General features: G+C 67.4%; 23 protein-coding genes. 9 read left to right on the top strand and 14 right to left on the bottom strand.

From position 1 onward, the window contains the following. Positions 1–3: 3 nt before the first annotated feature. The 5 genes from EDC64_RS19255 to gvpA form a co-directional block, all read right to left on the bottom strand. A complete protein-coding gene (locus EDC64_RS19255) occupies positions 4–546 on the bottom strand; it encodes an Hsp20/alpha crystallin family protein (RefSeq protein WP_132034399.1) in 543 nt (180 codons plus the stop codon). A gap of 39 nt (positions 547–585) precedes the next feature. Then, positions 586–939: a hypothetical protein gene (locus EDC64_RS19250; protein WP_132034398.1), complete on the bottom strand. Its 354-nt coding sequence runs from the start codon at positions 937–939 to the stop codon at positions 586–588. Continuing rightward, positions 936–2,030 carry a gas vesicle protein GvpN gene (gvpN, locus tag EDC64_RS19245; protein WP_132034396.1) on the bottom strand — a complete coding sequence of 365 codons (1,095 nt, stop codon included), beginning with the start codon at positions 2,028–2,030 and terminating at the stop codon, positions 936–938. Before gvpN ends, EDC64_RS19250 begins: the two co-directional genes overlap by 4 nt. 130 nt (positions 2,031–2,160) lie before the next feature. Then, positions 2,161–3,021 carry a hypothetical protein gene (locus EDC64_RS23610; protein WP_207916138.1) on the bottom strand — a complete coding sequence of 287 codons (861 nt, stop codon included), beginning with the start codon at positions 3,019–3,021 and terminating at the stop codon, positions 2,161–2,163. 249 nt (positions 3,022–3,270) lie between these two features. After that, positions 3,271–3,483 carry a gas vesicle structural protein GvpA gene (gvpA, locus tag EDC64_RS19235; protein WP_132034394.1) on the bottom strand — a complete coding sequence of 71 codons (213 nt, stop codon included), beginning with the start codon at positions 3,481–3,483 and terminating at the stop codon, positions 3,271–3,273. Positions 3,484–3,974: 491 nt separating this feature from the next. Between gvpA and EDC64_RS19230 the strand changes: the two genes are divergently transcribed. The 5 genes from EDC64_RS19230 to EDC64_RS19210 all read left to right on the top strand — a co-directional run bounded on the left by EDC64_RS19230 (position 3,975) and on the right by EDC64_RS19210 (position 9,422). Beyond that, positions 3,975–4,943 carry an IS5 family transposase gene (locus EDC64_RS19230; protein WP_132034392.1) on the top strand — a complete coding sequence of 323 codons (969 nt, stop codon included), beginning with the start codon at positions 3,975–3,977 and terminating at the stop codon, positions 4,941–4,943. 453 nt (positions 4,944–5,396) lie between these two features. Beyond that, entirely contained in the window at positions 5,397–6,578 is a 1,182-nt protein-coding gene (locus EDC64_RS19225) for a sensor histidine kinase (protein ID WP_245504787.1), read from the top strand. Next, positions 6,547–7,257 (top strand): response regulator transcription factor, encoded by a 711-nt coding sequence (locus tag EDC64_RS19220; protein WP_245504786.1) that lies wholly within the window; start codon positions 6,547–6,549, stop codon positions 7,255–7,257. The genes EDC64_RS19225 and EDC64_RS19220 overlap by 32 nt, the downstream gene beginning before the upstream one ends. A gap of 142 nt (positions 7,258–7,399) precedes the next feature. Then, positions 7,400–8,569 carry a zinc-dependent alcohol dehydrogenase gene (locus EDC64_RS19215; protein ID WP_132034390.1) on the top strand — a complete coding sequence of 390 codons (1,170 nt, stop codon included), beginning with the start codon at positions 7,400–7,402 and terminating at the stop codon, positions 8,567–8,569. Positions 8,570–8,708: 139 nt separating this feature from the next. Further along, positions 8,709–9,422: a sterol desaturase family protein gene (locus EDC64_RS19210; protein WP_132034388.1), complete on the top strand. Its 714-nt coding sequence runs from the start codon at positions 8,709–8,711 to the stop codon at positions 9,420–9,422. 6 nt (positions 9,423–9,428) lie between these two features. On the opposite strand, the gene cobT is transcribed toward EDC64_RS19210, so the two are convergent. The 9 genes from cobT to EDC64_RS19165 form a co-directional block, all read right to left on the bottom strand. Further along, a complete protein-coding gene (gene cobT / locus EDC64_RS19205) occupies positions 9,429–10,448 on the bottom strand; it encodes a nicotinate-nucleotide--dimethylbenzimidazole phosphoribosyltransferase (protein ID WP_132034386.1) in 1,020 nt (339 codons plus the stop codon). Positions 10,449–10,455: 7 nt separating this feature from the next. After that, positions 10,456–13,647 carry an efflux RND transporter permease subunit gene (locus EDC64_RS19200; protein ID WP_132034384.1) on the bottom strand — a complete coding sequence of 1,064 codons (3,192 nt, stop codon included), beginning with the start codon at positions 13,645–13,647 and terminating at the stop codon, positions 10,456–10,458. Between the two features lie 10 nt (positions 13,648–13,657). Next, a complete protein-coding gene (locus tag EDC64_RS19195; RefSeq protein WP_132034382.1) occupies positions 13,658–14,848 on the bottom strand; it encodes an efflux RND transporter periplasmic adaptor subunit in 1,191 nt (396 codons plus the stop codon). 137 nt (positions 14,849–14,985) lie between these two features. Further along, on the bottom strand, positions 14,986–16,548 hold the full coding sequence (gene murJ, locus EDC64_RS19190) for a murein biosynthesis integral membrane protein MurJ (protein ID WP_132034380.1): 1,563 nt from the start codon (positions 16,546–16,548) through the stop codon (positions 14,986–14,988). 188 nt (positions 16,549–16,736) lie between these two features. Next, positions 16,737–17,882: a DegT/DnrJ/EryC1/StrS family aminotransferase gene (locus tag EDC64_RS19185; RefSeq protein ID WP_132034378.1), complete on the bottom strand. Its 1,146-nt coding sequence runs from the start codon at positions 17,880–17,882 to the stop codon at positions 16,737–16,739. Between the two features lie 14 nt (positions 17,883–17,896). Continuing rightward, entirely contained in the window at positions 17,897–18,892 is a 996-nt protein-coding gene (locus EDC64_RS19180) for a Gfo/Idh/MocA family protein (protein WP_132034376.1), read from the bottom strand. Between the two features lie 136 nt (positions 18,893–19,028). Continuing rightward, complete coding sequence (locus EDC64_RS19175; protein WP_132034374.1) at positions 19,029–20,288, bottom strand: NAD(P)/FAD-dependent oxidoreductase; 1,260 nt, start codon at positions 20,286–20,288, stop codon at positions 19,029–19,031. Positions 20,289–20,319: 31 nt separating this feature from the next. Further along, on the bottom strand, positions 20,320–20,670 hold the full coding sequence (locus EDC64_RS19170; protein WP_132034372.1) for a RidA family protein: 351 nt from the start codon (positions 20,668–20,670) through the stop codon (positions 20,320–20,322). Between the two features lie 71 nt (positions 20,671–20,741). After that, entirely contained in the window at positions 20,742–21,359 is a 618-nt protein-coding gene (locus EDC64_RS19165) for a cupin domain-containing protein (RefSeq protein WP_245504785.1), read from the bottom strand. A 135-nt stretch (positions 21,360–21,494) separates the two neighbouring features. Here EDC64_RS19165 and EDC64_RS19160 point away from each other — a divergent pair, with 135 nt between their 5' ends. From EDC64_RS19160 to EDC64_RS19145, 4 genes are all read left to right on the top strand, one after another. Then, positions 21,495–22,571, top strand: a complete 1,077-nt coding sequence (locus tag EDC64_RS19160) for an ABC transporter ATP-binding protein (protein WP_132034370.1) — start codon at positions 21,495–21,497, stop codon at positions 22,569–22,571. Between the two features lie 82 nt (positions 22,572–22,653). Continuing rightward, positions 22,654–23,718 carry an ABC transporter substrate-binding protein gene (locus EDC64_RS19155; protein WP_132034368.1) on the top strand — a complete coding sequence of 355 codons (1,065 nt, stop codon included), beginning with the start codon at positions 22,654–22,656 and terminating at the stop codon, positions 23,716–23,718. 96 nt (positions 23,719–23,814) lie between these two features. Next, entirely contained in the window at positions 23,815–24,657 is an 843-nt protein-coding gene (locus EDC64_RS19150) for an ABC transporter permease (protein ID WP_207916137.1), read from the top strand. Beyond that, positions 24,654–25,454, top strand: a complete 801-nt coding sequence (locus EDC64_RS19145; protein ID WP_132034366.1) for an ABC transporter permease — start codon at positions 24,654–24,656, stop codon at positions 25,452–25,454. Before EDC64_RS19150 ends, EDC64_RS19145 begins: the two co-directional genes overlap by 4 nt. Positions 25,455–25,493: the final 39 nt, after the last annotated feature.

The raw sequence follows: 25,493 nt of genomic DNA, 5'->3' as shown, positions 1-25,493 counted from the left end.
CCGTCAGACCTTCTTGAACTTGACCTGGAGGATGCCGTTTCGATGGCTGCGCTCCAGGGAAGCCGGGTCGATGCCGTCCGGCAGCGCGACATCCTTGGCGTAGCGGTGACGCCCGGTGGTGGCGAGAAGGAGATGCGCACCCTCGAGGGAGAGCGAAATTTCCTCCTCGGCGACGCCGGGAATCTCGGCCGTGACGATCACCGCGTCCGCCTCGTCGAACACGTCGACCAGCGGTTCGCGCACGTCCTCGACCACCGGCCCCTTGGGCGTCGGGTTGAGATTGCCGAAGCGGCGCACCTGCGGCACCCCGCCGAGGCCGCTGCGGACGCTGAAGCCATAGACGCCGCGCGCCTGGTCGCCGAGCCCCTTGACCTTGAACTCGCCCTGCTGGTTCAGGTGCTCGCCCTTCTCAACCAGCGCGCCGAGCATCTCGACGAAGCCGCCGAGGCCGCGGAACACGGCGCCGATATCGGCGAGATTCTCGGCCGGGTTGCCCTCGCCGGAGGTCGCCTTGGTCTTATCCTTGTCCTGGTCTTTCCCGGTCATGGGACACTCCCTTTGGCGCGTTCGAGACGTGTGGGACGTTCAATATTCGAGCAGGGCGCCGTGCCCGAGGGGACGCGGCTCCTGTACTTTCTGCGCCGGACGCAGGCGCGGGGCGGGACGCAGCGGACCGCTCGCCACCGGCGGCGCGCCGAGCAGCAGGGTCTGCAAGGCGCCGAGTTCGGCCTCCACCTTGGCGAGCATCCGCTCCGCCTCGGCCTTGCGGGCATTCCAGGCATCGAGCTCGCGCAGGATGCGCATCCGCTCGTTCTCGAGCCGCGCGAAGCGGCTCACCGCCTGGGTGCGGTTGGCGGGGGTGGAACTGGTCGCCCGGGTCTGCACCGTCGCCACGTTCCGCATCCCCTTCTTGGGGACCTTCTTGCGCTCGCCGATCATGACGCGTCTGCCTTCTTCGCCCGGCGGGCCGCCGTCACGCGGACGATCGGCGCCTCGGAGGGACAATGGACGGCGAGCAGCGCGAGCAGCGCGGCGCGGCTCGTCTCCCGCGTCGCGGCTTCGAGCCGCGCGCCGGAAAACATGCGCGATTCCAGCGCATCCATGCACAATTGGACGAAGCCGGGATCGTCGATCGAGACCCGCAGGCCCTCCTGTGCCGCCACGCGGGCGATCATCAGGCTGGCGCGCATCGTCGGGGTCTGCTGATAGTCGCCGGAGGCGCGGAACGCGCGCACCAGATCGATGATCCGCGCGGCTTCCGTCTCGCCGAGCCCGGTCCGGGCCGAAGCCACCGCCAGCTCCATGCCGCGATCGGGATAATCCACGTCGATCGTCGCCAGCCGGTCGGCGAGCGCGTCCTGGCTGGCATGGACGCCGGCATATTCCTGCGGATTGCTGGTGAAGATGGCGCGGAAATCGGGATGCACCCGGATGTAGCATTCCTCCCGCGCCTGGGCGGGCAGGAACAGAATCTTCTCCTCGAACACGCCGAGCAGCACGTTGTGCGTCTCCGGGCGCGAGCGGGTGAATTCGTCATAGACCAGCGTGTAGCCTTCGCGGCAGGCGGTGGTGAGCCGGTGGTCGGTCCAGCGCTGGTTGGCGGTCTCTTCCAGTTTGGTGACGTTGTGGATGAACTGGTCGACGACCTTGCGGTAATGATAGCCGCGCTGCGAGCCGACGAGATCGGCGGTGCCGAGCTCGTTGTCGCCGGTGATCACGATCACCGGCCGGCCGAGCTGGGCCGCGACATGCAGCGCCAGCGTGGTCTTGCCGGTGCCGGCAGGCCCACGGAAATGCAGGGGATAGCCGGCGCGCAGAAAGCCGAGGCCGCGGCGGGTCAAATCCTTGACCTGGTCGGTCTCGACGAAGTCCGCACGCGGCCGCGGGGTCAAGGTGGCGGGCGAGGCCGGGCGGGCGGACAGCCGGTATCCGACCGCGAGCGCCTCCGCCGGCTCGGGCCGAGCCGGCCTCTGCGGTGTGGTTTCCACATCCTGGGATGGCGACACCAAAGGCGCGGGCTCTGTCGACATGCCGAATTCCTCATCCTTGCGCGGCGTCCGGGTGGCCTCCCGGCAACGGTGTGCTGGCATCTTTGTGCTGGCGGATCGCCCGGGGTGCGCCGGTCGGACCCGCCGCGACGCCCCCGGGAGTCCGGATCGATCAGACGGTCTTGCCGGGTTCCGGCTTGTCCGACTTGTGGACCGGCTTGGCTTCCAGCTTCGCCTCGACCTTCATGTCGGGCTTCGCTTCGGGCTTGGCAGCCGCCGGCGCGGCTTCGGCCTTCACCGGCTCGGCCTTGACGGGCTCCGGCTTGGCCGGCTCCTTGGCCGGCTCGACCTTGGCCGGCTCGACCTTGACGGGCTCGGCCTTGACGGGCTCGGGCGCCGGATCGGACTTGACCTCGGCCTTCACCGGCGGCTCGGCCTTGATCGGGGCGGCCGGAACGGCCGCGGCGACGGTGACGCTCCGGCCGATCCAGATCGCCGAAGCTTCCTGCCGGTCCTTGGTCAGGGCCGCGAGGAAGGACAGATTCTGCTCCGTGAGGGCGCGGACATCGCTCGCGAGCGCATCGCGGTCCCGCTGGCGCTGGTGCAGGTCGTCGGCGGCCTGCTTGCGGCGCATCGCCGACTGCGTGCCGATCCATTTGCTGGTCTTGCTGCGCAGGCTGTTGGCGCCGTCGGACAGGTCGCGGCGGAGCATGGCGGCCTGCTTGAGGCGCTCCTTGCGGTAGCCGTCGATCTGCTCGTCGGCCGCGCCGAGGAGAATGGCGGTCGCCAGCTTCGTGCTGCGCAGGGCCTCGGACAGGCTCTGCTGCTGCGCGGTGGCCATCCGGCTGTGGGCGGCGCGCGCCTCGCCGAGGTGCCGCGCGGTGTCGCTGCGGATGCCCGAAAGCGCTTCGCGGCGCGCGGCGCGCGTCGAAGCGAGGGCAGTGACGGTATCGGAAATCTGGCCGGCCAAAGACATGCTCTGATCCTCCTTGCCCAAAAGTGAGTTCGCCGCCTCACGGACGAGAATGCGCATCGACGAGATGCCCGCCGGCAGGCTCGGTGCGCGCGGTGACGGGTGCGCGGATAAAGCCGGCCGGAAGCGGACTGCGCGGGCCGCCGGTCGGGATCGCAGGCCTACCGATCAGCCTGCAGGGCAAGCTGATCGGATCGGGCAATGGAGCCCGTTTCGCACTGAGCGGTAGCCCACCCCGAAAGGTCACGCCGAGAGGCGCGAGCCGAAACGAATCCCCCCGGTCGGATCTGAATGATCCGACCCGTGACGTCAGGCAGCCTGAGCGCCGGCGGTGAGCCCAACGGCTTCCGCATACTTCAGATAGGTGTCGACACCGGCGACGACGACACGGGCCTCGACGGCCAGCAACTCGATGCCGACCAGGGAGACGCGAACCCACGCGTCGACGACCACGCCCTTGTCGAGGATACGATCCACGACTTCGGCGAGGCTGCTCGACGCGTTGATCTTCTCTACGGCCATTTGAACCTCCTCAATACGGATGCTGGATGCGCCTGGGCGCCGCCAGGCCCCGCAATGTGGGCGGAATGGCAGGCTGATCGAAAGCCAGATGATCCCACCCGAAGCCTGGGGAGCACCTGCACGGGGCCGTGCCGATACGGGGGCGACCTAGGGAGATTCCGGGCCCGCATGGGGCGTGCCCCTGCCATGCAGCGGATTGCCCGTGTTGGTTGTCCATTTTCGGCCGGCGGCGGACCGAAGACGACTTAAATCAAACAGGTGTGGGGTATCATATGCTCAACCTGGAGATAGGGAAATCGGAGAAACCGGCCGCTCTCATACTGGGCGGAGCGGATCCGCCGTATCCGCCAAGCGCATGACGACAAACCATGTTGACGCGCCCAATCGAATTCAATATTGAGTATACAATTCAGTCAGAGTATAATTTATGAGCGCTTTTCAAAAGCGCCAACTCTATGATTCAATAGAGAAAAGTTTGGATTGATTCGGCCATGTCTCGTCGTAACTTGTCACAACCTTCGCTCGCCGATGCATTGGTCAACGACCTGAGCGGCGGCAATGCGTTTCTGGAAGACGTGCAGAAGCTTATCGATTGGTCGGCTTTCGAGGTTTTATTCAAGGACATCCATGGCAATGCTCTGGGTGCGCCCGGCTACCCGCCGATCGCGATGTTCAAGATTGCGCTTTTACAGCAATGGTATGGCCTGTCCGATCCGGCGGCAGAAGAAGCGGTGGCCGACCGGCTGTCGTTCCGCCGCTTTTGCGGTTTCCCGCTCGATCAGAAGACACCCGACCACATGTCGATCTGGCGGTTCCGCCAGAGGTTGGTCGATTTGGGGCTTCAAGACCAGCTGCTGGCCGAGTTGAACAGGCAGTTGGACGGGCGTGGCCTTCTGGTCAAGCGCGGCACGCTGGTTGACGCCACCATCATCTCGGCGGCGGTGGCCAAGCCGGACTATGACAAGGGCCAGGTGTCGGAGCGCGATCCCGACGCAGGCTTCACCCACAAGCATGGCAAGACCTATTTCGGCTACAAGGCCCATCTTGCCGGCGATGAGGAGAGCGGGCTGATCCGCCAGGCGGAAATGAGTTCGGCCGATTTGCACGACAGCCAGATGGGCGCGGTGCTGATCCAGGGTAACGAAGAAGCCTATTACGCCGACAAGGCCTATGACAGCCAGGCGTTGCGCGATGAACTGGCGGACCGAGGCATCAAGGACCGGATCGCTTACAAGGCGAGGCGGGGCAAGACCCAGCCGAATTGGCAAAAATGGATGAACAAGGTCGCCGCCGGCGTGCGCTCCGGCATCGAGCGCACCAACGCCACTCTGAAGAACTGGTACGGCATGGCCCGGGTCCGCTATCTCGGCCTGGCGCGCAACCACTGCCATCTGCAGCTTGTCGCCTGCGCGCTCAACGCCAAACGGGCGCTCGTTCTCATCAAGGCCAGAGCGGCCTGAGGGGCGAGGTGCGTCCAACATCAGGATATGGAGGCAAAATCGGAGCCAATGAACCGAAAGTGAGCCGCCAGGCTCGGGAAAGTCGCGCGGATCGGCGGGCGGGGGCTGATCGTGCGCGCAAAAAACGGACGGAAAACGTCAACCGGCGGGACGCCTCAACTTCAGAAAAGCGCTCTTTATACAAACTATCTATTATGAAGACTAAAGTATTTTTCGCGGTATCCGAGTGCGCAGATCGCTTATAAGTTTACTTTATATAGTATCATTGATTTTTCTCAGGATTTTTATTGCAAAAATGAACAAAATGTCATAAAATATACAGAACGATAACTTCATATCGTACCCGCTAACTTATTTTGCGTGCCATAGACGGATGCCGAAATGGAACCGTTTACCCCATCAAACAATACCGCCCACGTGAATATTTCTTCACGCCGCGCGCCGCAGAGGGGAATGATGCAGCCCTCGGCGCCGTCGGTCCTGGACGCCGTCGGTCCGATCCTCGCCAATTTCCCCGAGGGGCTCGTCACGGTTGCACGCGGCCACGTCCATTCGACCAATCACGCCTTCGGCCGGCTGTTTCAGTTGCGCTCGTCCGCCGTGGGCGGCATGGCGATCCGCCATCTGCTTGAGCGGCTCGCGTTCAGTCCCTCGGACATCGGCGCCCTGCTCTCCCCGGTCCCGAGCCAGGGCGATGAGTTCGAGCTGGTCCGCGTCCTGCCCGGCTGCTCGCCGCAGACCTTGCGCGTCCGGCGCTTCTTCATCGACCTCCGCCCGCCGCGGCGCCTGGGCACGCTGCACGCGCTCGCTTTCATCGACGAGACCGCCTGGCGCGAATCCCAGCGCTCCACCGAGGTCCTTGTAGAGGAATTGCTCCGCGCCGACCGGCAGGCCGCCCTGGGCGAGATGGCGATGGCGCTCGCCCATGAAATCAATCAGCCGCTCGGAGCGATCGTGAATTTTGCCGGCGCGGCCCGGCGCACGCTTTCGGGCCGCGCCATCCGCGCCGGCGAACTGGAAGAGGTCCTGCTCAATATCGGCGCCGAGGCCGCCCGGGCGGGCGACGTCATCAAGAGCCTGCGCACGTTCCTGCGCGGCACGCCCCAGCCCTCCACGGACGCCAACGTCAATGCGGCGGTCAAGGTCGTGCTCGGCTTCGCGGAGCCGGCGATGCGCGAACAAGGCATCGACTTCAAGCTGGACCTCGCCACCAACCTGCCGCCCGTCCAGGGCGATCAGATCATCCTGCAGCAGATCATCCTCAACCTCGTCACCAACGCCATCCAGTCCATGTCGCACCAGCCCGCCACGCTCCGCCGGCTGAACCTCCAGACCGCGCGCGAGGGCGAGTCGGTGGTGCGGGTCGACGTCCGCGATACCGGCATCGGCCTGCCGACCGACCTCGGGGAGCGGATCTTCGATCCCTTCATCACCACCAAGGTCAACGGCTCGGGCCTCGGCCTGTCGATCGCGCGCACTTTGGCGCAGCGGCTCGGCGGCAGCATCGAAGCTGCCCCCGTGGACGGCAGGGGCGCCCGCTTCACCATCCGCCTGCCCTGCCGGCGCGAGGAACCTGGCCGCGAGGAACATGGCCGAGAGGGACATGGCCGAGAGGGACACGGCCGCCATGCGTGAGCCGGTCGTCTATATCGTCGACGATGATCCCGGCCTCAACGCCTCGCTCGCGGCGCTCTTCCGATCGGTCGGGCTGAAGACCGAACTGTTCCAGCATCCCCAGGCGTTCCTGGACCTGCGGGAGATCAACCGGCCCGCCTGCGTCCTGCTCGACGTCCGGCTGCCGGGCATTAATGGCCTCGACGTGCTCGAACAGGTGAACAAGCTCGGCTGGACCATGCCCGTGGTCATGATCAGCGGCCATGCCGATGTGGTGATGGCGGTGCGCGCCCTGCATGCCGGCGCGCGCGACTTCCTGGAAAAGCCCGTCAACGACACGATCCTCTTGCAGCTGATCCAGCACTGGATCCGCTGGGATGCGCAGAACTATGCCTGCGAGCAGATCTGCGACAGCATCCGGGCCAAGCTCGAAATGCTCACCGAGCGCGAGCAATCGGTGCTGGAATGCATGCTGCGCGGCCTTCCCAACAAGCTCGCCGCCTGGGAGCTGAAGCTCAGCGTCAAGGCGGTGGAGGGCCACCGGATCAATCTCCTTCACAAGATGGGCGCGCAATCCCCCGTCGATCTGGTCCGGATGGTCGGCAGTTGTCCGAAGGCCAGCCACAATCCCCGTGTCTGCGGCCGGGCGCGCGGCGGAAACCGCTGCGCGACGACGCGCGGCTGCGCGCTGGTGGACTGAGGGCGGGCGCGGCGGGTCCCCACTGCACGGACTGAAGCGAACGCCGGCTTCCGGAACCAGCTGGGATATCCCGGGTTAGCGCAGGGCAGAGGGTGGGCCGACAGGCTCGACTGCCCCGCCCAAGACCCGAAGGAGGTCCCCGATGAAAGCGCTCACCTGGCACGGCAAGGGCGACATCCGCTGCGAGAGCGTGCCAGATCCCAAGATCGAGGATGGCAAAGACGCCATCATCAAGGTGACCGCCTGCGCGATCTGCGGCTCGGATCTCCATATCTATGGCGGCATCATTCCGGGGATGGAGCATGGCGACGTGCTCGGGCACGAGACCATGGGCGAAGTCGTCGAGGTCGGCCGTGAGACCAGCACGCTGAAGGTCGGCGATCGCGTGGTGATTCCCTTCACCATCGCCTGCGGCGACTGCTTCTTCTGCAAGCGCGGCTTCTTCTCGGGGTGCGAACGGTCCAATCCGAACAAGGCGGTGGCGGAGAAGATGTGGGGCTATTCGCCCGCCGGACTGTTCGGCTATTCGCACATTCTCGGCGGCTATGCCGGCGGCCAGGCGGAATATCTGCGCGTGCCGTTCGCCGACACCGGCCATATCAAGGTGCCCGAGGGCCTCACCGACGAGCAGGTCCTGTTCCTGTCCGACATTTTTCCCACCGGCTACATGGCGGCGGAATTCTGCGACATCCAGCCGGGCGACACGATCGCGATCTGGGGCTGCGGGCCGGTCGGGCAGATGGCGATTCGCAGCGCCTTCCTGCTGGGCGCCGCGCGCGTGATCGCCATCGATACCGTCCCCGAGCGCCTCGCCTTGGCCCACGCGGCCGGCGCGCTGACGCTGGATTTCCTGGAGGAGGATATTTACGAGCGGATCCGCGATCTCACGAACGGCCGCGGCGCGGATGCCTGTATCGACGCCGTCGGAACCGAGGCCGAGCCGCGCTCATCGGCCTATGCCATGATCGATCGAATCAAGACCGCGACCTTCATGGGCACCGACCGGCCGCATGTGCTGCGCCAGGCGATCCAATGCTGCCGGAATTTCGGCACGGTCTCGGTGGTCGGCGTCTATGGCGGCTTCATCGACAAGGTGCCGATGGGATCTGCGATCAATCGCGGCCTCACTTTCCGCATGGCCCAGACCCCGGTGCAGCGCTATCTGCAAAGCCTGATGACGCGAATCGAGACGGGGGAGATCGATCCCTCCTTCGTCATCACCCATCGCGCCGGACTCGAAGACGGACCCGAACTCTACAAGACGTTCCGGGACAAGCAGGACGGCTGCATCAAAGTGGTGCTGAAGCCGTAGCGCGGGTTCCGTGCGCCGGGGCGGTGCCCTGCGCGCGGGTCGCCGCGGCGCCGCGCATGCGGGCGCGGCAATGCGCAGGGTTCCCTTGCCGGCGCCGGCGCTCTAAATCTGGCCTCTCCTCTCCTGCGGCGGGGCCGGAATGACTTTGATCGGCGAAGCCCGCGCCATGGCGCGCGACACGGTCCGCGTGATGCGCCATCCCGATGCGCGCGGCGCGGTGCTGCTTTATGCCGTGCTGGCGGTGGTCCTGTTCACCTATTCGTTCCTCACCGCCGGGCTGCTCACGACTTTGGTGTCGGCGGCCGTCGGGGTGGCGCTGCTGCCCTTCGTCGAATTCGTGGTGCACAAATATCTCCTGCACCTGCTCGAATTCGCCAAGAATCCGATTCTGGCGCAGATCTGGAACCGGGTGCATTACGCCCACCATATGGAGCCGAAGGACACCACGGTGATCCTCGCCCATCCCGCATCGGCGCTGTTCCTCGTCGCCGTGCTCGGCGGCGGCGCCTGGCTGGTGGAGCCCGCATCCGTGCCGCCGGTCCTCGCCGTCAGCCTGCTTCTGTTCGCATTCTACGAGGTGGTGCACTTCTCCTGCCACATGGATGGCGAGATGGCGTCGCGCTATTTTTCCACGCGGCGGCAGGCGCACGCTTTGCACCATTATCTCGACGAGAACCGCAATTTCGGCATCACGACCGGGGTGGCGGATCGGCTGTTCGGCACCGGGATCGGCGACCGCACCGGGCTCAAGCGCTCGCCCACGGTGCGCAATCTCGGCTATTTCGGCGCCTTCGCCGAGCGCTATCCTTATCTCAAGCGCCGTCCCGGCCGCGGGGAAAACACCGAGGCCTGACCGCGCTCAGCCCGCGCCGGAAACCCCCGCCTCCGCAAAAGTCGCCATCCCTTTGTGGCAGGCGACGGCCGCCTTGACGATGCCGAGCGCGAGCCCGCCGCCCGTGCCTTCGCCGAGGCGCATGCCGAGATCGAGCAGCGGCGACAGCCCGATCTTCTCCAGAACCAGCCGGTGGCCGCGCTCCGCGGAGACGTGGCCGGCGAGGCAATGATCGAGCGCGGACGGCTCCAGGGCGTGCAGGACAGCCGCCGCCGCCGTCACGACATAGCCGTCGAGCACCACCGGAACCCGCTCGTGCCGCGCCGACAGGACGGCGCCGGCGATCGCCGCCAGTTCGCGGCCGCCGAGCCGGCGCAGCGCTTCGAGCGGATCGCCGAGCGACGGCTTGTGAAGCGCGACCGCGGCGCGCACCGCGTCGATCTTCCGCGCGAGCACATCGCCCGTGGCGCCGGTGCCCGCCCCCACCCAATCCTCGGCGGCGCCACCATAGAGGCCATGGCAGAGCGCGGCGGCGACCGTGGTGTTGCCGATGCCCATTTCGCCGAGGACGAGAACGTCCGTCCCGCCGGCGATCGCCTGCATGCCGAACGCCATGGTGGCCGCACACGCGCGTTCGTCGAGCGCAGCCTCCTCCACGATGTCCCCGGTCGGCAAGTCGAGCGCGAGGTCGAACACCCGGAGGCCGGCCTCGAAGGTGGAGCAGATCTGGTTGATGGCGGCACGCCCCGCGGTGAAGGCGGCCATCATCTCCTTGGTCACGGAGGCGGGATATGGCGAGACGCCGCGCGCGCTGACGCCGTGCGTCCCGGCGAACACCGCGACCATCGGGCGGTCCGCGGTCGGGCGCGCCTTGCCCTGCCAGGCCGCGAGATGGACCGCGATCTCTTCGAGCCGCCCCAGCGCGCCGGGCGGCTTCAGCAGGGCGCCCTGGCGCTCCAGCGCCGCCGCCCGGGCCAGAACGTCCGGGCCGGGCATGGTGGCGACGAGATGACGGATGTCGTCGAACGGAAGTCCCGTATGCTGCACGATCTCTCTACTCCGCCGGCGCCGGATGATCGCCCGGACCGGCCTCGCGCTCGGCCCGCAGGGCGCGGCGCCGCTCGCCGAACCCGGCGAGCCAGCGCGCGAAGACGTAGAAGACCGGGGTGAAGACGAGGCCGAACAGGGTCACGCCGATCATGCCCGAGAACACCGCCGTGCCGAGCGACTGGCGCAATTCCGCGCCCGCCCCGATCGCCCAGACCAGCGGCACGACGCCGAGGATGAAGGCGAGCGAAGTCATCACGATCGGCCGCAGGCGCAACCGCGCCGCCTCGACCGCCGCCTCGCGCCGTCCCTGCCCCTGATCCTCGAGCTGTTTGGCGAACTCGACGATCAGGATGGCGTTCTTGGCCGCGAGGCCGATCAGCACGATGAACCCGACCTGGGTCAGGATGTTGTTGTCCTGCCCCCGCAACAGCACGCCGATCAGCGCCGCGACAAGACACATGGGCACGATGAGGATGACCGCCAGCGGCAGAGTCAGGCTCTCATACTGGGCCGCGAGGACCAGGAAGACGAACACCACCCCGAGCGCGAAGGCGAAGACCGCGGTATTGCCCGCCCGTTCCTGCTGGTAGGCGAGAGCCGTCCATTCAAAGGCGAAGCCCTGCGGCAGGACCCGTGCGGCGAGACCCTGCATGATCTGCATCGCCTGGCCCTGCGAATAGCCGGGCGCCGGCGACCCATCGAGTTCGGCCGCTGGATAGAGATTGTAGCGCGGCACCCGGTACGGGCCGGTAATGTCGTGGAGGGTCGCGAACGAGCCGATCGGCACGGTCTCCCCCTCGGAATTGCGCACCCGGATCTTCAGCAGATCGTTGGGATCCATCCGGAATGGCGCATCGGCCTGGACCTGCACCCGGAAGGTGCGGGTGAACAGGTTGAAATCATTGATGTAACTCGACCCGATATAGGTCTGGAGGGCCTGGAAGACATTGCCCATGTCGACCCGCAGGAGCTGGGCCTTGGCGCGGTCGATGTCGAGATACATTTGCGGCGTCGACGTCTCGAACAGCGAGAAGACCTGCATCAGGCCCGGCGTCTGCGCCGCCGCGCCCATCATCGCATACACCGCGTTCTGCAGCGCCGCATATCCCGCGCCGGAACGGTCCTCGACCATCATCCGGAACCCGCCGGCATTGCCGATGCCCTGCACCGGCGGCGGCTGGACCACGATCAGCAGGGCCTCCTGGATCGAGGCGAGCTTGCGGAACAACTGCGCCTGCACCGCCGAAGCGGTGCGGGTGGGATCGCCGCCGCGCTCGCTGAACGGCTCCAGGATCACGAACATCGCGCCGGCATTGGGGGCGTTGGTGAAGGTGGCGCCCGAAAAGCCGGCAATGTTGACGATATGGCCGACGCCCGGCGTGCCGAGCACCTGATCGGCGGCGCGCTGCATCACCGCCTCGGTGCGCTGCATGGCGGCGCCGGGCGGCAATTGGGCGACGACGATGAGATAGCCACGATCCTGCTGCGGAATGAAGCCCTGCGGCGTCGTCGTGAACAGATAGCCGCCGAACGCCACGATCCCGGCATAGACGATGAGCATCAGCGCGACGACGCGGACCAGCCGCCCGGTGAGCCAGGCATAGCCGTTGCCGAGTCCCTCGAAGCCGCGATTGAACAACCGGAAGAAGCCGGTGACCGGCCGCGCGTACCACGGCACCTTGTGGCCTTCGCGGTGCGGCTTCAGCAGCAGCGCACACATGGCCGGCGACAAGGTGAGCGAGACCAGCAGCGAGATCAGCGTCGAGCCCGCGATGGTGAGCGCGAACTGCCGGTAGAACTGGCCGGAAATGCCGGTGATGAAGGCGCTCGGGATGAACACCGAGGACAGGACCAGGGAGATCGCGACCAAGGCGCCGCCGACCTCGTCCATGGTGCGGTAGGAGGCATCGCGCGGCGACATGCCCGCCGCGATGTTGCGCTCGACATTTTCCACCACCACGATCGCGTCATCGACGACGATGCCGATCGCCAGGACCAATCCGAACAGCGACAGATTGTTCAGCGAGAAGCCGAACAGTGACATGAAGAAGAAAGTGCCGACCAGTGAGATCGGGATGGCGACGATCGGGATGATCGCGGCGCGCCAGGATTGGAGGAACAGGATCACCACGAGCACGACGAGGACGATCGCCTCGACGATGGTGTGGATGACCGCCTCGACCGACTGCTGGATGAACTGGGTCGGGTTGTAATAGATCGCGTATTTGACCCCCGTCGGCAGGTCCTTGCCGAGCTGCTCCATCGCCGCCACCACCGCATTGCCGGTGGCGAGCGCGTTGGAGCCCGGCCGCTGGAACACGCCGAGCGAGATCGACAGGTCCTTGTCGAGATAGGAGGTCGAGGCATAGTCCTGGGCGGATATCTCCACCCGGGCGACATCCTTCAGGCGCACCAAAGCGGTCGCGGTCTGCTTGATGACGACATTGCCGAACTCGGTCGGATCCGAGAGGCGGCCGAGCGTGCGCACCGCCACCTGGAAGGCGCGCTGCTCCGGCACCGGCGGCTGGTTCAGCACGCCGGATGCGACCTGGACGTTCTGCGCCCGCAGCGCGGCGACGACGTCCCCGGCGGTGAGATTGAGGGTCTGCAGCCGCGTCGGATCGAGCCAGACCTGCATGGCATAGTCGCGGCCGCCGAACACGGTGATCGAACCGACGCCGTCGATGCGCGACAGCACGTCCTTGATCTGGACGTTGGCGACGTTGGAGATGAACAGCGGATCGCGCGAGGCGTCCGGCGAATAGAGGCTCACGACGAGCATCAGATCCGGCGAACTCTTGGCGGTGATGACGCCGATCTGCTGCACCTCCTGCGGCAGGCGCGGCTGGGCGATCGCCACCCGGTTCTGGACCTGGACCTGGGCGATGTCGAGATCGGTGCCGAGATCGAACGTCACGGCGATCGAGAAGCGGCCGTCGGCGGTGGAGTTGGAGGAGATGTAGATCATCCCCTCGACGCCGTTGATCTGCTGCTCGATCGGCGCGACGACGGTCTCGGCCACCGTCTCGGCGCTGGCGCCGGGATATTGGCCGGTGACGTTGATCACCGGCGGGGCGATCTCGGGATATTGCGCGACCGGGAGGCGGAGATAGGAGACCGCCCCGAGGATCAGCACGATGATGGAAACGACCCAGGCGAAGATCGGCCGGTCGATGAAGAAGTGAGACAGGCGCATGGTGCCCCCCTCACTTCGCCGGGGTCGCGGGCGACCCGGCCTTGGCCTCGGCCGGGCCGGCCTGCGGCGGCTTCTCCTCCTGCGGCGTCACCTTGACCCCGGGACGCACCCGCATCAGGCCGTTGACCACCAGCACGTCGTCCGGGCCGAGGCCGGATTTCACGACGCGCCGGTCGCCTTCGAGCGGCCCCAGCACCACGGGCCGCACCTGGATGACATTTTCCGGCCCGAGCACATAGACGAACTTCTGAAGCTGCTGGCTGCCGATCGCCGTGTCGGGCACGGTCAGCGCCTGATAAGGCGGCGTCGAGGCGATCCGGATACGGCCGAAAACGCCCGGCCGGAACAGATCGGTCTTGTTGTCGAAGATGGCGCGGCCGCGGATCGTCCCGGTCTCGCGGTCGACGACATTGTTCAGGAAGTCCATTTTGCCCTTATAGGGCCAGCCGGTGTCGTCGATCAGTTTCAGATCGACCGGTGCCCCCGCGACGTCGCCGGCCATGCGCTGGTAGCGCAGGAGCGATCCTTCGTCGAAGGTGAACTCGAAATAGATCGGATCCATCGACACGATGACGGCGAGCAGGGTCGGCGTCGCACCGGCGCCGCCGATGACATAATTGCCCACCGATACCCGCCGGTCGCCGATGCGGCCGCCGACCGGCGCCTTCAATTCGGTGAATTGCAGATCGAGCCGCGCCTGGGCGACAGTGGCCTCCTGGGCCTGCACGGTCGCGGCGGCGGTGCGCTGGGATTGGGTGCGCTGGTCGAAGGTCTGCTTGGAGATGGCGGTCGAATTGCGGTCTTCGAGCAGGCTGCGCGCGCGCTCGAGATCGGTGGTCGCGAAGTCGAGATTGGCCTTGGCCTGGGCGAGATTGGCCTGGGCCAGATCGAGCGCGATCTTGTAGGGCCGCTGGTCCAGCGTGAAGAGGAGGTCGCCTTCCTTCACCATCTGGCCGTCGGTGAAGCTGATCTTGTCGAGATAGCCCGAGACCCGCGCATTCACCATCACATGGTTGATGGCGACGAAGCGGCCGACATATTCGTCATACTCGGTGATGGTTCGGGTCTGCGGCTTCGCGACCGTCACGGTCGGCGGCGGCGGAGCGGCCTGCTGCTGCTGCTGCGGCTGCCCGCAGGCGGCGAGAAGCAAAGCGGCGGCGAACGGAAGAAGGGCTGCGGACAGGCGCGGGGGGACCAACATGGGAACGGCTCCGATCGCGCGCCAAAGGCGCCACGAGGGGGTGTCTGAGCGAAGCGCGGCGCCTCCCGCAACCGTCGAAGCCGCTTCCGCTGCGGTCGAATAGCACAGCTCTTCGCAATGCAAAATGCCCGGTTCGATCAATTCGCGGGGGGCGGCGGCGGGGGCTTGGCGCGGCGGGCGAGCAGCGGCGCGATCACCTGCCGGCCGAGAAGTACCGCCACGGCAAGGGCATAGACCAGGCCGCCGGCAAAGACGACCAGCGCCAGAACGACCTCCTCACGTCCGAAGGCGAGCCGCGCCGCGAGGCTGCGCGCGTACGGCTCGACCAGGACGAGCGTTCCCGCCAGAACCAGCGCGCACAGCAGGAGCCGCACGAGCCGCCCGGCGAGCCGGCTGTCGCCGAGCGGCAGGCCCCGCCGCCGCGCGAACAGGATGAGCAGGCCGAGATTGATCCAGCCGCCGATCGCGGTCGCGAGCGCGAGCCCGACCTGGGCGAGCGCCCCCACCAAAACAAGCTTCAAGGCGACATTGACGGCCACCGCGCTCAGCGAGGCGATCATCGGCGTCGTCGTGTCGCTGCGCGCATGAAACGGCGCGATGAAGGCCCGCAGGACGACGAAGGCGAACAGCCCGACCGCATAGGCCTGGAGCGTCGCCGCCGCGGCCGCCGCATCGCCCGCCGTGAAGGCGCCGCGCGCGAACAATGCGCGCATGGTGAGATCGGGAATGAGCAGCGAGGCGACCACGAAGGGCGCGGCGAGCAGCACGGCGAATTCGATCGCGCGGGCCTGCGCGTGCGCCGCCCCGGCATCGTCGCCGGCGGCGAGCCGGCGCGACATTTCCGGCAGCAGCACGGTGCCGACCGCGATGCCGACGACACCGATCGGCAATTGGTTGATGCGGTCGGCATAATAGAGCGCCGAGAGCGCGCCAGAGGGCAGGAAGGTGGCGATGATCGTGTCGGCGAACAGCGCGATCTGCACCCCCGCCGAGCCGATAATGGCCGGGCCGAGCGCCTTCAGGAAGCGGCGCGTGCCGGGATCGAGCCGCGGCACCGAAAAGCGCAGGCCGATGCCCGCGCGCTCGGCATCCCAGGCGAGGACGATCACCTGCAGCACCCCCGAAGCGAGGACGCCCCAGGCGGCGGCATGGCCGGCGGTCGGGAACAGCGCGGCGCCGAGCAGGGTGCCGATCATGCAGACATTCAGCAGGATCGGGGCCGCCGCCGCCATGGCGAACCGGTTCGAGGCGTTGAGGGCGCCGGAGATCAGCGTCGCGACGGAGATCAAAGCGAGATAGGGGAAGGTGATGCGGGTCAGTGTCACCGCCAGATCGAACCTTGCGCCGTCCTCCGCGAGGCCGGGGGCGAGGAGGCCGACGAATTGCGGGGTGAAAGCCAGCGCGAGCGCGAGAAGGACGCCGTGAAGCAGCGCCATTGCGGTCAGGATCTCGTCCGCGAAGCCCCGCCCCGCCCCCGGACCACCTTGTTCGCGCAGACGGGCATAGGTCGGGACGAAGGCGGCGTTGAAGGCCCCTTCCGCGAAGATCGCGCGGAAATGGTTCGGCAGGCGGAAGGCGACGAGAAAGGCATCGGCGACCGGGCCGGCGCCCAGCACCGCCGCCATGATCACGTCCCGCACAAAGCCGGCGAGGCGCGAGAGCAGCGTCAGTCCGCCGACCGAAAGGATGGAACGGAACATGGGCCCGCCGATTCGCAGTGTCTGACGAGGGTAGAGCCGGATCCGATCAGGGTGAACGCCAGATCCGCGCGCCGGTCTCTCGATTTAGAGGCCGTATCTTAGCTTTCACTTGGCGCCGCCGGCCGGGCGGATCGATCCGCCCAGAAGAGCACGTCCGCGCCCGCCATGTCCGCCGCGCCGCGGAACGCTCAGGCCAGCGCCCGACGGACCGCCGCGACGATGCGGTCCTGCGTCGCTTCGTCGAGATACGCGTGCATGGGAAGGCTGATGACCTCCGCGCACAGCGCCTCGGACACCGGCAGCGCGTCTCCCGGGAAGGCGCTGTAGGCCGGCTGGCGGTGCATCGGGATCCGATAATAGACCGCGGTCGGAACCCCGTCCGCCTTCAGGGCCTCGGCGAGCGCGTCGCGTCGGCCGGGGGCGAGACGAATGGTGTATTGCGCCCAGACCGAGGTTGCGCCCTCGGCGAGGACGGGCACCGTCGCGACATCGGCGAGCAGGGTGTTGTAGCGTGCCGCCACGGCTTGGCGGGCGGCGATCTCGCCCTCGAAAATATCCAGCTTCTCCAGAAGGATCGCAGCCTGGATCGTGTCCAGCCGGGCGGTCATGCCGATGCGGACATTCTCGTATTTGTCGGTGCCCTGGCCGTGCTCGCGCACGCTTTTCAGGATCGGCAGCAAGGCGTCGTCGTCGGTGAAGACGGCGCCGCCGTCGCCATAGCAGCCGAGCGGCTTGGCCGGAAAGAAGGAGGTGGCCGAGGCATCGCCGATGCTGCCGGTGCGCCGTCCGCGCCACGCCGCGCCGAAGCCCTGCGCGGTGTCGCACAGCACCTTCAGCCCGTGCCGTTCGGCGACGGGAAGGATGGCGTCGTAATCGGCCGCCTGGCCGAACAAATCGACCGGGATCACGACGCGCGGCGTCAGGCCCTGCGCCTTGGCGACCGCGACCGCGCGGTCAAGGCTGTCGGCATCCATGTTGAACGTGTCGGCCTTCACGTCGACGAAGACCGGGGTCGCGCCGACCCAGGGCACCACTTCGGCGGTGGCGCAGAAGGTGAAGGCCGGGCAGAAGACCGCGTCGCCCGCTTTGATTCCCCAGGCCATCAGAAGCATGGCCAGAGCGTCGGTGCCGCTGGCGCAGGCGACCGCATGCCGCGCGCCGGCGAAGGCCGCGAGCTGCTCCTCGAGGATCGCCACTTCCGGGCCGTTCACGAAGCGGCAGCTGTCGAGGACGGCGCCGACGGCCCGGTCGATGCGGGCACCGAGCCGGGCGCGCTGGGCCGCGACGTCGATGAAGGGAATGGGGGTCATCGCGCTCTTTACGTGGGAGGTCATCAGGGTCGCCCGGGTCAGCCGGTGGCGCGGCGCAGATCGGCGGAGCGGAAGCTCCCTTCCGAGCGGCCGGTCAGGCAGGAAATGGCGATTTCGAGGCTGGCCACGCCTTCGTCGCCCGTCACCGCCGGCGGCCGCCCGGTGCGCACCGCGGAGAGGAATTGCTCCAGCTCGGCGCGCAGCGGTTCGGCATAGGCGACCGGCAGATGGCGCATGGAATAGGAGCCGTCGGGGCGATAGTCGAAGCACTCGGTCACCTGGCGGGTCAGAAGATCGCCGATGACGTATTTCTTGCGCGTCGCGACATGGACGGTGCGCGCCTTGAACGGCGTCAGCCAATTGGTGTTGATGTGGGCGAGCACGCCGGAGGCGGTGCGGAACTGGAGCAGCGCGATGTCCTCCCGCTCGGCCATGGCCGAGGAGGTCTGGGGCTGCACCTCGACGATGTCGGAGCCGGTGAACCAGCGGATCAGGTCGATGTCGTGCACCGCCAGATCGATGACGACGCCGACATTGGACATGCGCGGGGGAAACGGGCCGACCCGCGTGATGGCGATCGACAGCAATTCCTCGCCCGCGATCGCGTCCTTGACCGCCTGGACCGCCGGGTTGAAGCGCTCGACATGGCCGATCATCAAAGTGACCTTGCGGCGGTCGGCGGCGGCGACGATCTCGCGGCCTTCGGCGACGGTCGAGGCCACCGGCTTTTCCACCAAAACGGAGGTGCCGGACGCGATCACGTCGAGGGCGATGGGATGATGCAGATGGGTCGGCGCGGCGACGATCACGGCGTCCAAGCCGAGATCGAGCAGCGCGCGGTGGTCGGTGACGGCGCCACAGCCGAGAAAGCCGGCGACGCGCTCGGCCTGCGCCCGGTCGGGATCGGCGACCGCGACAAGCTCCGCGCCAGGCAGTTGCGACAGAACCCGGGCATGGTTGGAGCCCATGATGCCGATCCCCGTCACCCCCACACGCAGGGGCCGAACGGCCTCGGCAGCCGGCTGATACGCCATGTGAACCCTCGCTCCTGAGACGTTGTGGTCGGCTCTATCACGGGATGCGGGTCGGGCGCGAGACGGACGGCCGTCCCGAGCCGTGTCCTGCGTTCAACAATTGCGTCCGCATATTACGGCGGCGCGGCGCCCGCCTTCACCGCTCGAGCCGGTCGCGCAGCCGGTAATAATGAATCATCGCCGTCGCATAATACCGGTGCAGCGGATGCAGCGGCAAAGGCGAGATGTCCGTCAGCTTCAGCGGCAGCGGGGCGGTGGGATCGAGGAGATGCGCGCCGAGCGCGGTGCCGAGCGCGCTCGCCAAAGCGACGCCGCGTCCGTTATAGCCGAGCGCGATCGTGATCCCGGGTGCGGGCTGGTGGACATGGGGCAGGAAATCGCGGGTGAGCGCGATCCGGCCCGCCCAGCCGAATTCCAGCGGCACGTCGGCGAGGTCCGGAAAGAAAGCCGCGACGGCAGGTCCGAGCGCGGCAAAATCGGCGGCGGTGCGGGGCTCGGCGAACGAGCCGCGCCCGCCCATCATCAGCCGCCCGCCCGGTCCGATGCGGAAATAATTCGCCACCCGCCGGCTGTCCGAGACGACGCTGCCCTCCGGCAGAACGCGGCGCAGCACCGCCGGATCGAGCGGACTGGTCGCAACCTGGAAGGAATTGGCGGGGATGACCGTCTGCTTCAGGCGCGGCCAGAGATCGTCGGTATAGCCGTTGGTCGCGATCAGAACCTGCGCGGCGGTGACCTCCGGCCCCGCGGAGGTCGCAAGACGCCAGCGCCCGCCCGCCCGCCGCAGGCCGGTGGCGCGGCTGAAGCCGTGGATGCGCACGCCGGCGCCCAGGGCCGCGCGCAGCAGGCCGCGCATGTAATTGAGCGGGTGCAGCCGCCCGGCCCGCCGGTCGATCCAGCCGCCGACAAAGGCCGCGCTGCCCGTGAGGCGCGCGGTCGCGCCGGCATCGAGGATGTCCACCGGCGCCCCGCGCTTCGCCCATTGGGCGGCGCGGGCGTGCAGCTTCGGAAGATGGGCATGCTTGAGGGTCGGCTGGATCCAGCCGCCGCGCGCCGCATCGCAGGCGATGCCGTGGGCGGCGACGAGGTCGAACACCAGATCCGCCGTCGCCCCGACAAAGGCGACGCCGGCCTCGCCATAAAAAGCGGCGAGTTCGTCGGGATCGTATTTCAGGCCGGGAATGACCTGGCCGCCATTACGCCCGCTCGCCCCGGCGCCGGGTTCGCCGGCATCGAGGACGACGACGCGCGCGCCGCCCGCCGCGAGGCGGAGGGCGGCGGCGATGCCGGTATAGCCGGCGCCGACGATCGCGACGTCGGCCTCCGCGGCCGCGTCGAGCGAGGGCGTTTCAGGGGCGGGATCCGCGGTGGCCGCCCAGATCGAGGTCATCAACATGTCGGCCGCCGCCTGCTCGTCCCGCCGCGGCTCAGATAGCCGCGACCACCATGATTTCGACCAGGATGTCGGGCGCCGCGAGATCGGCCTGGACCGTCGCGCGCGCCGGCGCCTCGCCCTTCGGCACCCAGGCATCCCACACCGCGTTCATGCCGGCGAAATCGGCCTTGATGTCCTTGACCCAGATCTGCGCCGACAGGATGCGGCTCTTGTCGGTGCCGGCCGCGGCCAGCAGCGCGTCGATCTGCGCGAGCACTTCCGCCGTCTGACCGCCGACGTCCTTGGACCGGTCCTGGGCAACCTGGCCGGCGAGATAAACGGTTCCGCCGTGCACCACGGCATGGCTGAGGCGGACGCCGGTCTCCAGGCGCTTGATGGTCATGTGATCTGTCCTTCTGAAGGGAGGCTGGATGGAGGAGATCCCGCGGGCGCGGGACGACGGAGGCGCCGGACCTAGAACCGGGCGTTGACCCACAGAACCCGGCACATTTTCGGGCCGAGATTGCGGAAGCTGTGGGGACGCGGGCTTTCGAACCGGAATCCGTCGCCCTCCCTTAGCACGAAGGTGAGGCCGTCAACGACCAGCTCCATTTCGCCCTGGAGCACGACGCCGGCCTCCTCGCCATCGTGGGAATAGGATTCCTCGCCGGTGGTGCCGCCGGGATCCATGCGCACGAGATAGACGTCGAGGCGGGCATTCGAGGCGGCCGGCGTGAGCAATTCCTTGGAAATGCCGGTCCGCCAGAAGGAGAGCACTTTGCGCTCCGATTTGCGTACCACGATCTTCGCCGCCGCATCCTCGGCCTCGTCGTCCTCGGCGAAAAGGCTGCCGATATTCACGTTGAGCGCATGGGCGAGGCTCGCGAGCACCCGCACCGAGGGCGAGGACAGGCCGCGCTCGATCTGGCTGAAGAACGAGATCGAGAAGCCGGAGCGCTCCGCAACCTCCTTCAGGGAGAGGCCGCGCGCCTTGCGCAAATGGCGGATCCGCTGCCCCAGGCGCACATCCATATCGGCGAGCGGCTCGGCGGCGCGGGCGTCGTCGATTTCAAGGTCAGCATCTGCGCCCACGAAATTCCCCGTCCTGGTGAAATTCGATGATCTGTTTTTCACGATAATGAAATTCTATTGCACTGTCAAAATATGCCGCCTATTCTCTGCTCATGCTCACGATCGAGGCGGATTGTTTGGAAAGGGGCCGGACGCATGGGTGAGGAGAAACCGATCCTCGAAGTGTCGGGCGTCACCAAAGCCTATGGCGCCGCCCTCGCGGTGCGCGGGGTCGACCTCGCGGTCCGGCGCGGCGAGTTCCTGACCCTGCTCGGCCCCTCCGGCTGCGGGAAGACGACCCTCCTGCGCATGATCGCCGGGTTCGAGACGGTCACTGGCGGCTCCATTCGCATCGCCGACCGGGACGCGACCCGGCTGCCGCCGTACCGGCGCAATCTCGGCATGGTGTTCCAAAATCTCGCGCTGTTTCCGCATCTCACGGTCGGCGAGAACGTCGCCTTCGGCCTCAAGGTGAAGCGCGCGCCGCAGAGCGAGATCGAGCAGGGCGTGCGGCGCGCCCTCGAACTCGTCGAGCTCGGGCATCTGAAGGACCGGGCGGTGCATCAATTGTCCGGTGGGCAGCGCCAGCGCGTCGCCCTCGCCCGCGCCCTCGCCATCGGCCCCTCGCTGCTGCTGCTGGATGAGCCGCTAGGCGCGCTGGACCTCAAGCTGCGCCGGCAATTGCAGATCGAATTGAAGCAATTGCAGCGCCGGGTGGGGACGACCTTCATCTTCGTCACCCATGACCAGGAAGAGGCGCTCGGCATGTCCGACCGCATCGCGGTGATGAATCAGGGACGCATCGAGCAGCTCGGCACCGCCAAGGAAATCTACGACACGCCGGCCACCGCCTTCGTCGCCCGCTTCGTCGGCGACAACAATCTGTTCGAGGCCCAGCGCAACGACGGCGCCGGGCGGGCGATCAGGCTGCCGCGGCTCGGCATCGTGCGCACTGCGCCGCGCGCCATGCCGGAGGCGCAAGCGCTGCTCGCGGTCCGGCCCGAGAACATCGTCCTGCGACGGGCGCCCGCGGACGGCGCCCTCTCCGGCGACATCGTCGAGGACACCTATTCCGGCGCGAGCGTGCGCTATTCGATCGCCGTCGGCACCGAACATCTGGTCGCCACGATGCCCTGCCGCGTCGGCGAGGCGCCGCCTTTCGCGAAGGGCGACCGCGTCGTCATCGACTGGGACGACGCACGTTCGGTGCTGACCCCGATGGACCAGACCTGACGCTCCGCGTCCCGAAACGACAACACAGGTCCGGATCCGAGCCTCGGTCACCGGACGCCACGACAAACCAGAGGAGTGGACCATGCTGACACGGTTTGGACGGCGCGCGTTCCTCGCCGCCACGATTGCCGCGCTGGGATTTGCCCAGGGGTTTGCCGCGCCGGCCGGCGCGCAGCAGGTCTCGATGGCGGCCTGGGGCGGCGGTGTGGGCGCCACCTGGCGCGAAAGCTTCGCCAAGCAGTTCCAGGCGGAAACCGGCATTCCGGTGACCGTCACCGACGTGCCGAGCCCCGAGGCGCAGATCCGCGCCCAGAAGGGCGCGCCGCAATACAATGCGGCCATCGTCACCTTCTTCGAGGCCGCCAATCTTTATCGCGACGGGCTGATCGAAAGCTTCTCCGACAAAGACCTGCCGATCATCGCCGACGTGCCGGCAAAGTCCCGCCTCACGGGGCCGGACGGCCGGCTGCTCGGGATGCCGGTCTATTTCATGTATTACGGCATCGCGGTGAACACCGCCCTCGCCAAGCCGTCCGATTTCGCCTCCTGGAAAGACCTCGCCGCGGCCAAATGGAAGGGCCAGCTCGCGGTAACCCGTCCGATCTATGCCTCGACCTATGACCTCACCGTCCTCGCTTATGCCTCGGGCGGCAACGAGAAGGACGTGACGGGCGGGATCGAGCTGTTCGACAAGATCGCCGGCAATGCGATGACGGTCTACAGCTCCATGGCGCAGATGAACCAGCTGATCTCGCGCGGCGAGGTGGCGGCGGGGCCGTATTACTCGACCCGCATCTGGTCGATGAAGCGCGAGGGCCTGAAGGACGTCGATTTCGTCCTGCCCAAGGAAGGCGCGCTGATGCTGCCTTATGTCCTGGTCGTGCCGAAGGGCGCGCCCGACCTCGAGACCGCGAAGAAGTGGCTCAATTATGCCGGCACCACGGCGCCGCAGCTGCGGGCCACCGCCATGTCCGGCTATTTCCCGCTCAACGACACGGCGAAGCTGCCGGCCGCCGAAGAGCAGATGCTCGGCATGCCGCTGGCGGCGCTGAAGGCCAAGCTGATCCAGCCCGACTGGATGGTGATCGCCGCGGCGCAGCGCGAGCGCGCCAACATCGTCGAGCAGATCCTCGCCAAAAACCGGTGATGCCGGCCGCGTGACCCAACCGGCGGCCGGTGGCCGCCGCCTCCATCCCGCGGACGGGGCCGGCCCCGTCCGCCATCGCCAGCTCCGGAGATTGCCGTGAAGCTTCCGCCCTGGGCCCTTCTTCTCGCCGCGCCGGCCGGCCTGCTGATGCTCGTCTTCGTGGCCGGGCTGGTGGGCTTTTCGCTGCAGTCCTTTTGGGGCGAGACCGGCTTCGGGCTTGGCCAGTACCGCGCCTTCGCGGCGCGGCCGGACTATCTCGCGGCGCTGGTGCGCACGATCGAGCTTTCGGCGCTGACCACTGTCTTCTCCATCCTGATCGGCTTCCCCGCCGCCTATGCCATCGCCCGCGCCCGCCGCCATCGCAACCTGCTGATGATCCTCGTCATCCTGCCCTGGCTCGTCAGCGTGGTGGTGCGCACCTATGGCTGGATCGTGCTGCTCGGCAATCGCGGGACGCTGAACAGCTTCCTGATGTGGTCCGGGGCGACCTCGTCCCCCATCCGTCTTCTGTTCAACGATGTCGGCGTCGTCATCGGCCTCGTCCATGTCTTCTGCCCGTTCATGATCATCTCGATCCTGACCGTGCTGCTGCATGTCGACCGTGCGCTCGAAGAGGCGTCGATGAGCCTCGGCGCGGGGCCGGTCGAGACCTTCCTGCGCGTCCTCCTGCCGCTCACCGCGCCCGGCATCATCACCGGCGCCACCATCGTCTTCCTCTTGTCCACGGGCGCCATCGTGACGCCGCTTCTGCTCGGCGGCCCGCGCAGCGGCATGCTCGGCACCCAGATCTATCAGGACGTGTTCCAGCTCTTCAATTTCCCCAAGGCGGCCGCGATGGCGCTGATCCTCACTCTCGTCTCGCTCGCGGTGGTCTGGCCGCTGCGGGTGATCGAGCGGCGCCTGACGCGCCATCTGCGCGGTTCGGAGGTCGCCCCATGATCCTGGGCCGCGCGCTCTGGCGCCTCTGGATCTTCCTGATCTTCGCCTTCCTGCCGGCGCCGATCCTCGTGGTGATCGTGTCCTCCTTCTCGCGGTCGGGCTATCTGCGCTTTCCGCCGACGGAATTCTCACTGCGCTGGTACGGCGAATTCCTGTCGAGCCCGATCTGGCTGAAGGCGCTGGGGACGAGCACGGTGCTGGCGGTGGGGGTCGCGCTGGCGACCACGGCGGTCGCCTTCCTCGCCGCCTTCGCAACCAGCCGCCTGCGCTTTCCCGGCAAGGGCTCGCTGGAGCTGCTGCTGCTCTCGCCTTTGCTGTTCCCGCACGCCGCGATCGGCGTCGCGCTGCTCGGGGTGGTGGCGGCGCTGGGCTGGATCGGCACCTTCCAGGCGGTCGCCCTCGCCCATGTCATCCTGTGCATCCCGTTCGCCTACCGGCCGATCCTGAACTCCATGCGCAAGATGGATCTGGCGCTCGAGGAGGCGGCGATGAGCCTCGGCGCGGAGCCCGCTTACGTCTTCCGGCACGTCACGCTGCCGCTCCTGCGGCCCGGGCTGGTCACCGCGCTTCTGTTCAGCTTCATCATCTCCTTCGACGAGGTGACGGTGACGCTGTTCCTGATCGGCCCGAGTGTCTCGACCCTGCCGACCCAGGTTTTCGCGCACATTCTGGAGAGCGCGGACCCGGTGATCGCCGCCATATCCAGCTTCCTGGTCCTGGTCACGGTGGTGCTGGTGGCACTGCTCGACCGCTTCGTCGGACTGGAACTCTTCGTCGAGGCCGAGCGGTCGCGATGAGCCGCGCGTCCGCCTGCCCCGCACTTTGTCTCCTTCGCC

The organism is Aquabacter spiritensis (genome assembly GCF_004346185.1).
Taxonomy (GTDB): domain Bacteria; phylum Pseudomonadota; class Alphaproteobacteria; order Rhizobiales; family Xanthobacteraceae; genus Aquabacter; species Aquabacter spiritensis.
The sequence above is the reverse complement of the archived record's forward strand: the minus strand, read 5'-3'. Positions and strand labels throughout refer to the sequence as shown.

Excerpts from the sequence above, each read along its gene's own strand:
- EDC64_RS19255 (WP_132034399.1), bottom strand. The coding sequence starts at position 546 with ATGACCGGGAAAGACCAGGACAAGGATAAGACCAAGGCGACCTCCGGC.
- EDC64_RS19185 (WP_132034378.1), bottom strand. The coding sequence starts at position 17,882 with ATGACCTCCCACGTAAAGAGCGCGATGACCCCCATTCCCTTCATCGAC.
- EDC64_RS19160 (WP_132034370.1), top strand. The coding sequence starts at position 21,495 with ATGGGTGAGGAGAAACCGATCCTCGAAGTGTCGGGCGTCACCAAAGCC.
- EDC64_RS19180 (WP_132034376.1), bottom strand. The coding sequence starts at position 18,892 with ATGGCGTATCAGCCGGCTGCCGAGGCCGTTCGGCCCCTGCGTGTGGGG.
- EDC64_RS19195 (WP_132034382.1), bottom strand. The coding sequence starts at position 14,848 with ATGTTGGTCCCCCCGCGCCTGTCCGCAGCCCTTCTTCCGTTCGCCGCC.
- EDC64_RS19220 (WP_245504786.1), top strand. The coding sequence starts at position 6,547 with ATGGCCGAGAGGGACACGGCCGCCATGCGTGAGCCGGTCGTCTATATC.
- EDC64_RS19175 (WP_132034374.1), bottom strand. The coding sequence starts at position 20,288 with ATGTTGATGACCTCGATCTGGGCGGCCACCGCGGATCCCGCCCCTGAA.
- EDC64_RS19210 (WP_132034388.1), top strand. The coding sequence starts at position 8,709 with ATGACTTTGATCGGCGAAGCCCGCGCCATGGCGCGCGACACGGTCCGC.
- EDC64_RS19230 (WP_132034392.1), top strand. The coding sequence starts at position 3,975 with ATGTCTCGTCGTAACTTGTCACAACCTTCGCTCGCCGATGCATTGGTC.
- EDC64_RS19145 (WP_132034366.1), top strand. The coding sequence starts at position 24,654 with ATGATCCTGGGCCGCGCGCTCTGGCGCCTCTGGATCTTCCTGATCTTC.
- EDC64_RS19215 (WP_132034390.1), top strand. The coding sequence starts at position 7,400 with ATGAAAGCGCTCACCTGGCACGGCAAGGGCGACATCCGCTGCGAGAGC.
- EDC64_RS23610 (WP_207916138.1), bottom strand. The coding sequence starts at position 3,021 with ATGCGCATTCTCGTCCGTGAGGCGGCGAACTCACTTTTGGGCAAGGAG.
- EDC64_RS19155 (WP_132034368.1), top strand. The coding sequence starts at position 22,654 with ATGCTGACACGGTTTGGACGGCGCGCGTTCCTCGCCGCCACGATTGCC.
- murJ (WP_132034380.1), bottom strand. The coding sequence starts at position 16,548 with ATGTTCCGTTCCATCCTTTCGGTCGGCGGACTGACGCTGCTCTCGCGC.
- gvpN (WP_132034396.1), bottom strand. The coding sequence starts at position 2,030 with ATGTCGACAGAGCCCGCGCCTTTGGTGTCGCCATCCCAGGATGTGGAA.
- EDC64_RS19170 (WP_132034372.1), bottom strand. The coding sequence starts at position 20,670 with ATGACCATCAAGCGCCTGGAGACCGGCGTCCGCCTCAGCCATGCCGTG.
- EDC64_RS19225 (WP_245504787.1), top strand. The coding sequence starts at position 5,397 with ATGATGCAGCCCTCGGCGCCGTCGGTCCTGGACGCCGTCGGTCCGATC.
- EDC64_RS19250 (WP_132034398.1), bottom strand. The coding sequence starts at position 939 with ATGATCGGCGAGCGCAAGAAGGTCCCCAAGAAGGGGATGCGGAACGTG.
- EDC64_RS19200 (WP_132034384.1), bottom strand. The coding sequence starts at position 13,647 with ATGCGCCTGTCTCACTTCTTCATCGACCGGCCGATCTTCGCCTGGGTC.
- gvpA (WP_132034394.1), bottom strand. The coding sequence starts at position 3,483 with ATGGCCGTAGAGAAGATCAACGCGTCGAGCAGCCTCGCCGAAGTCGTG.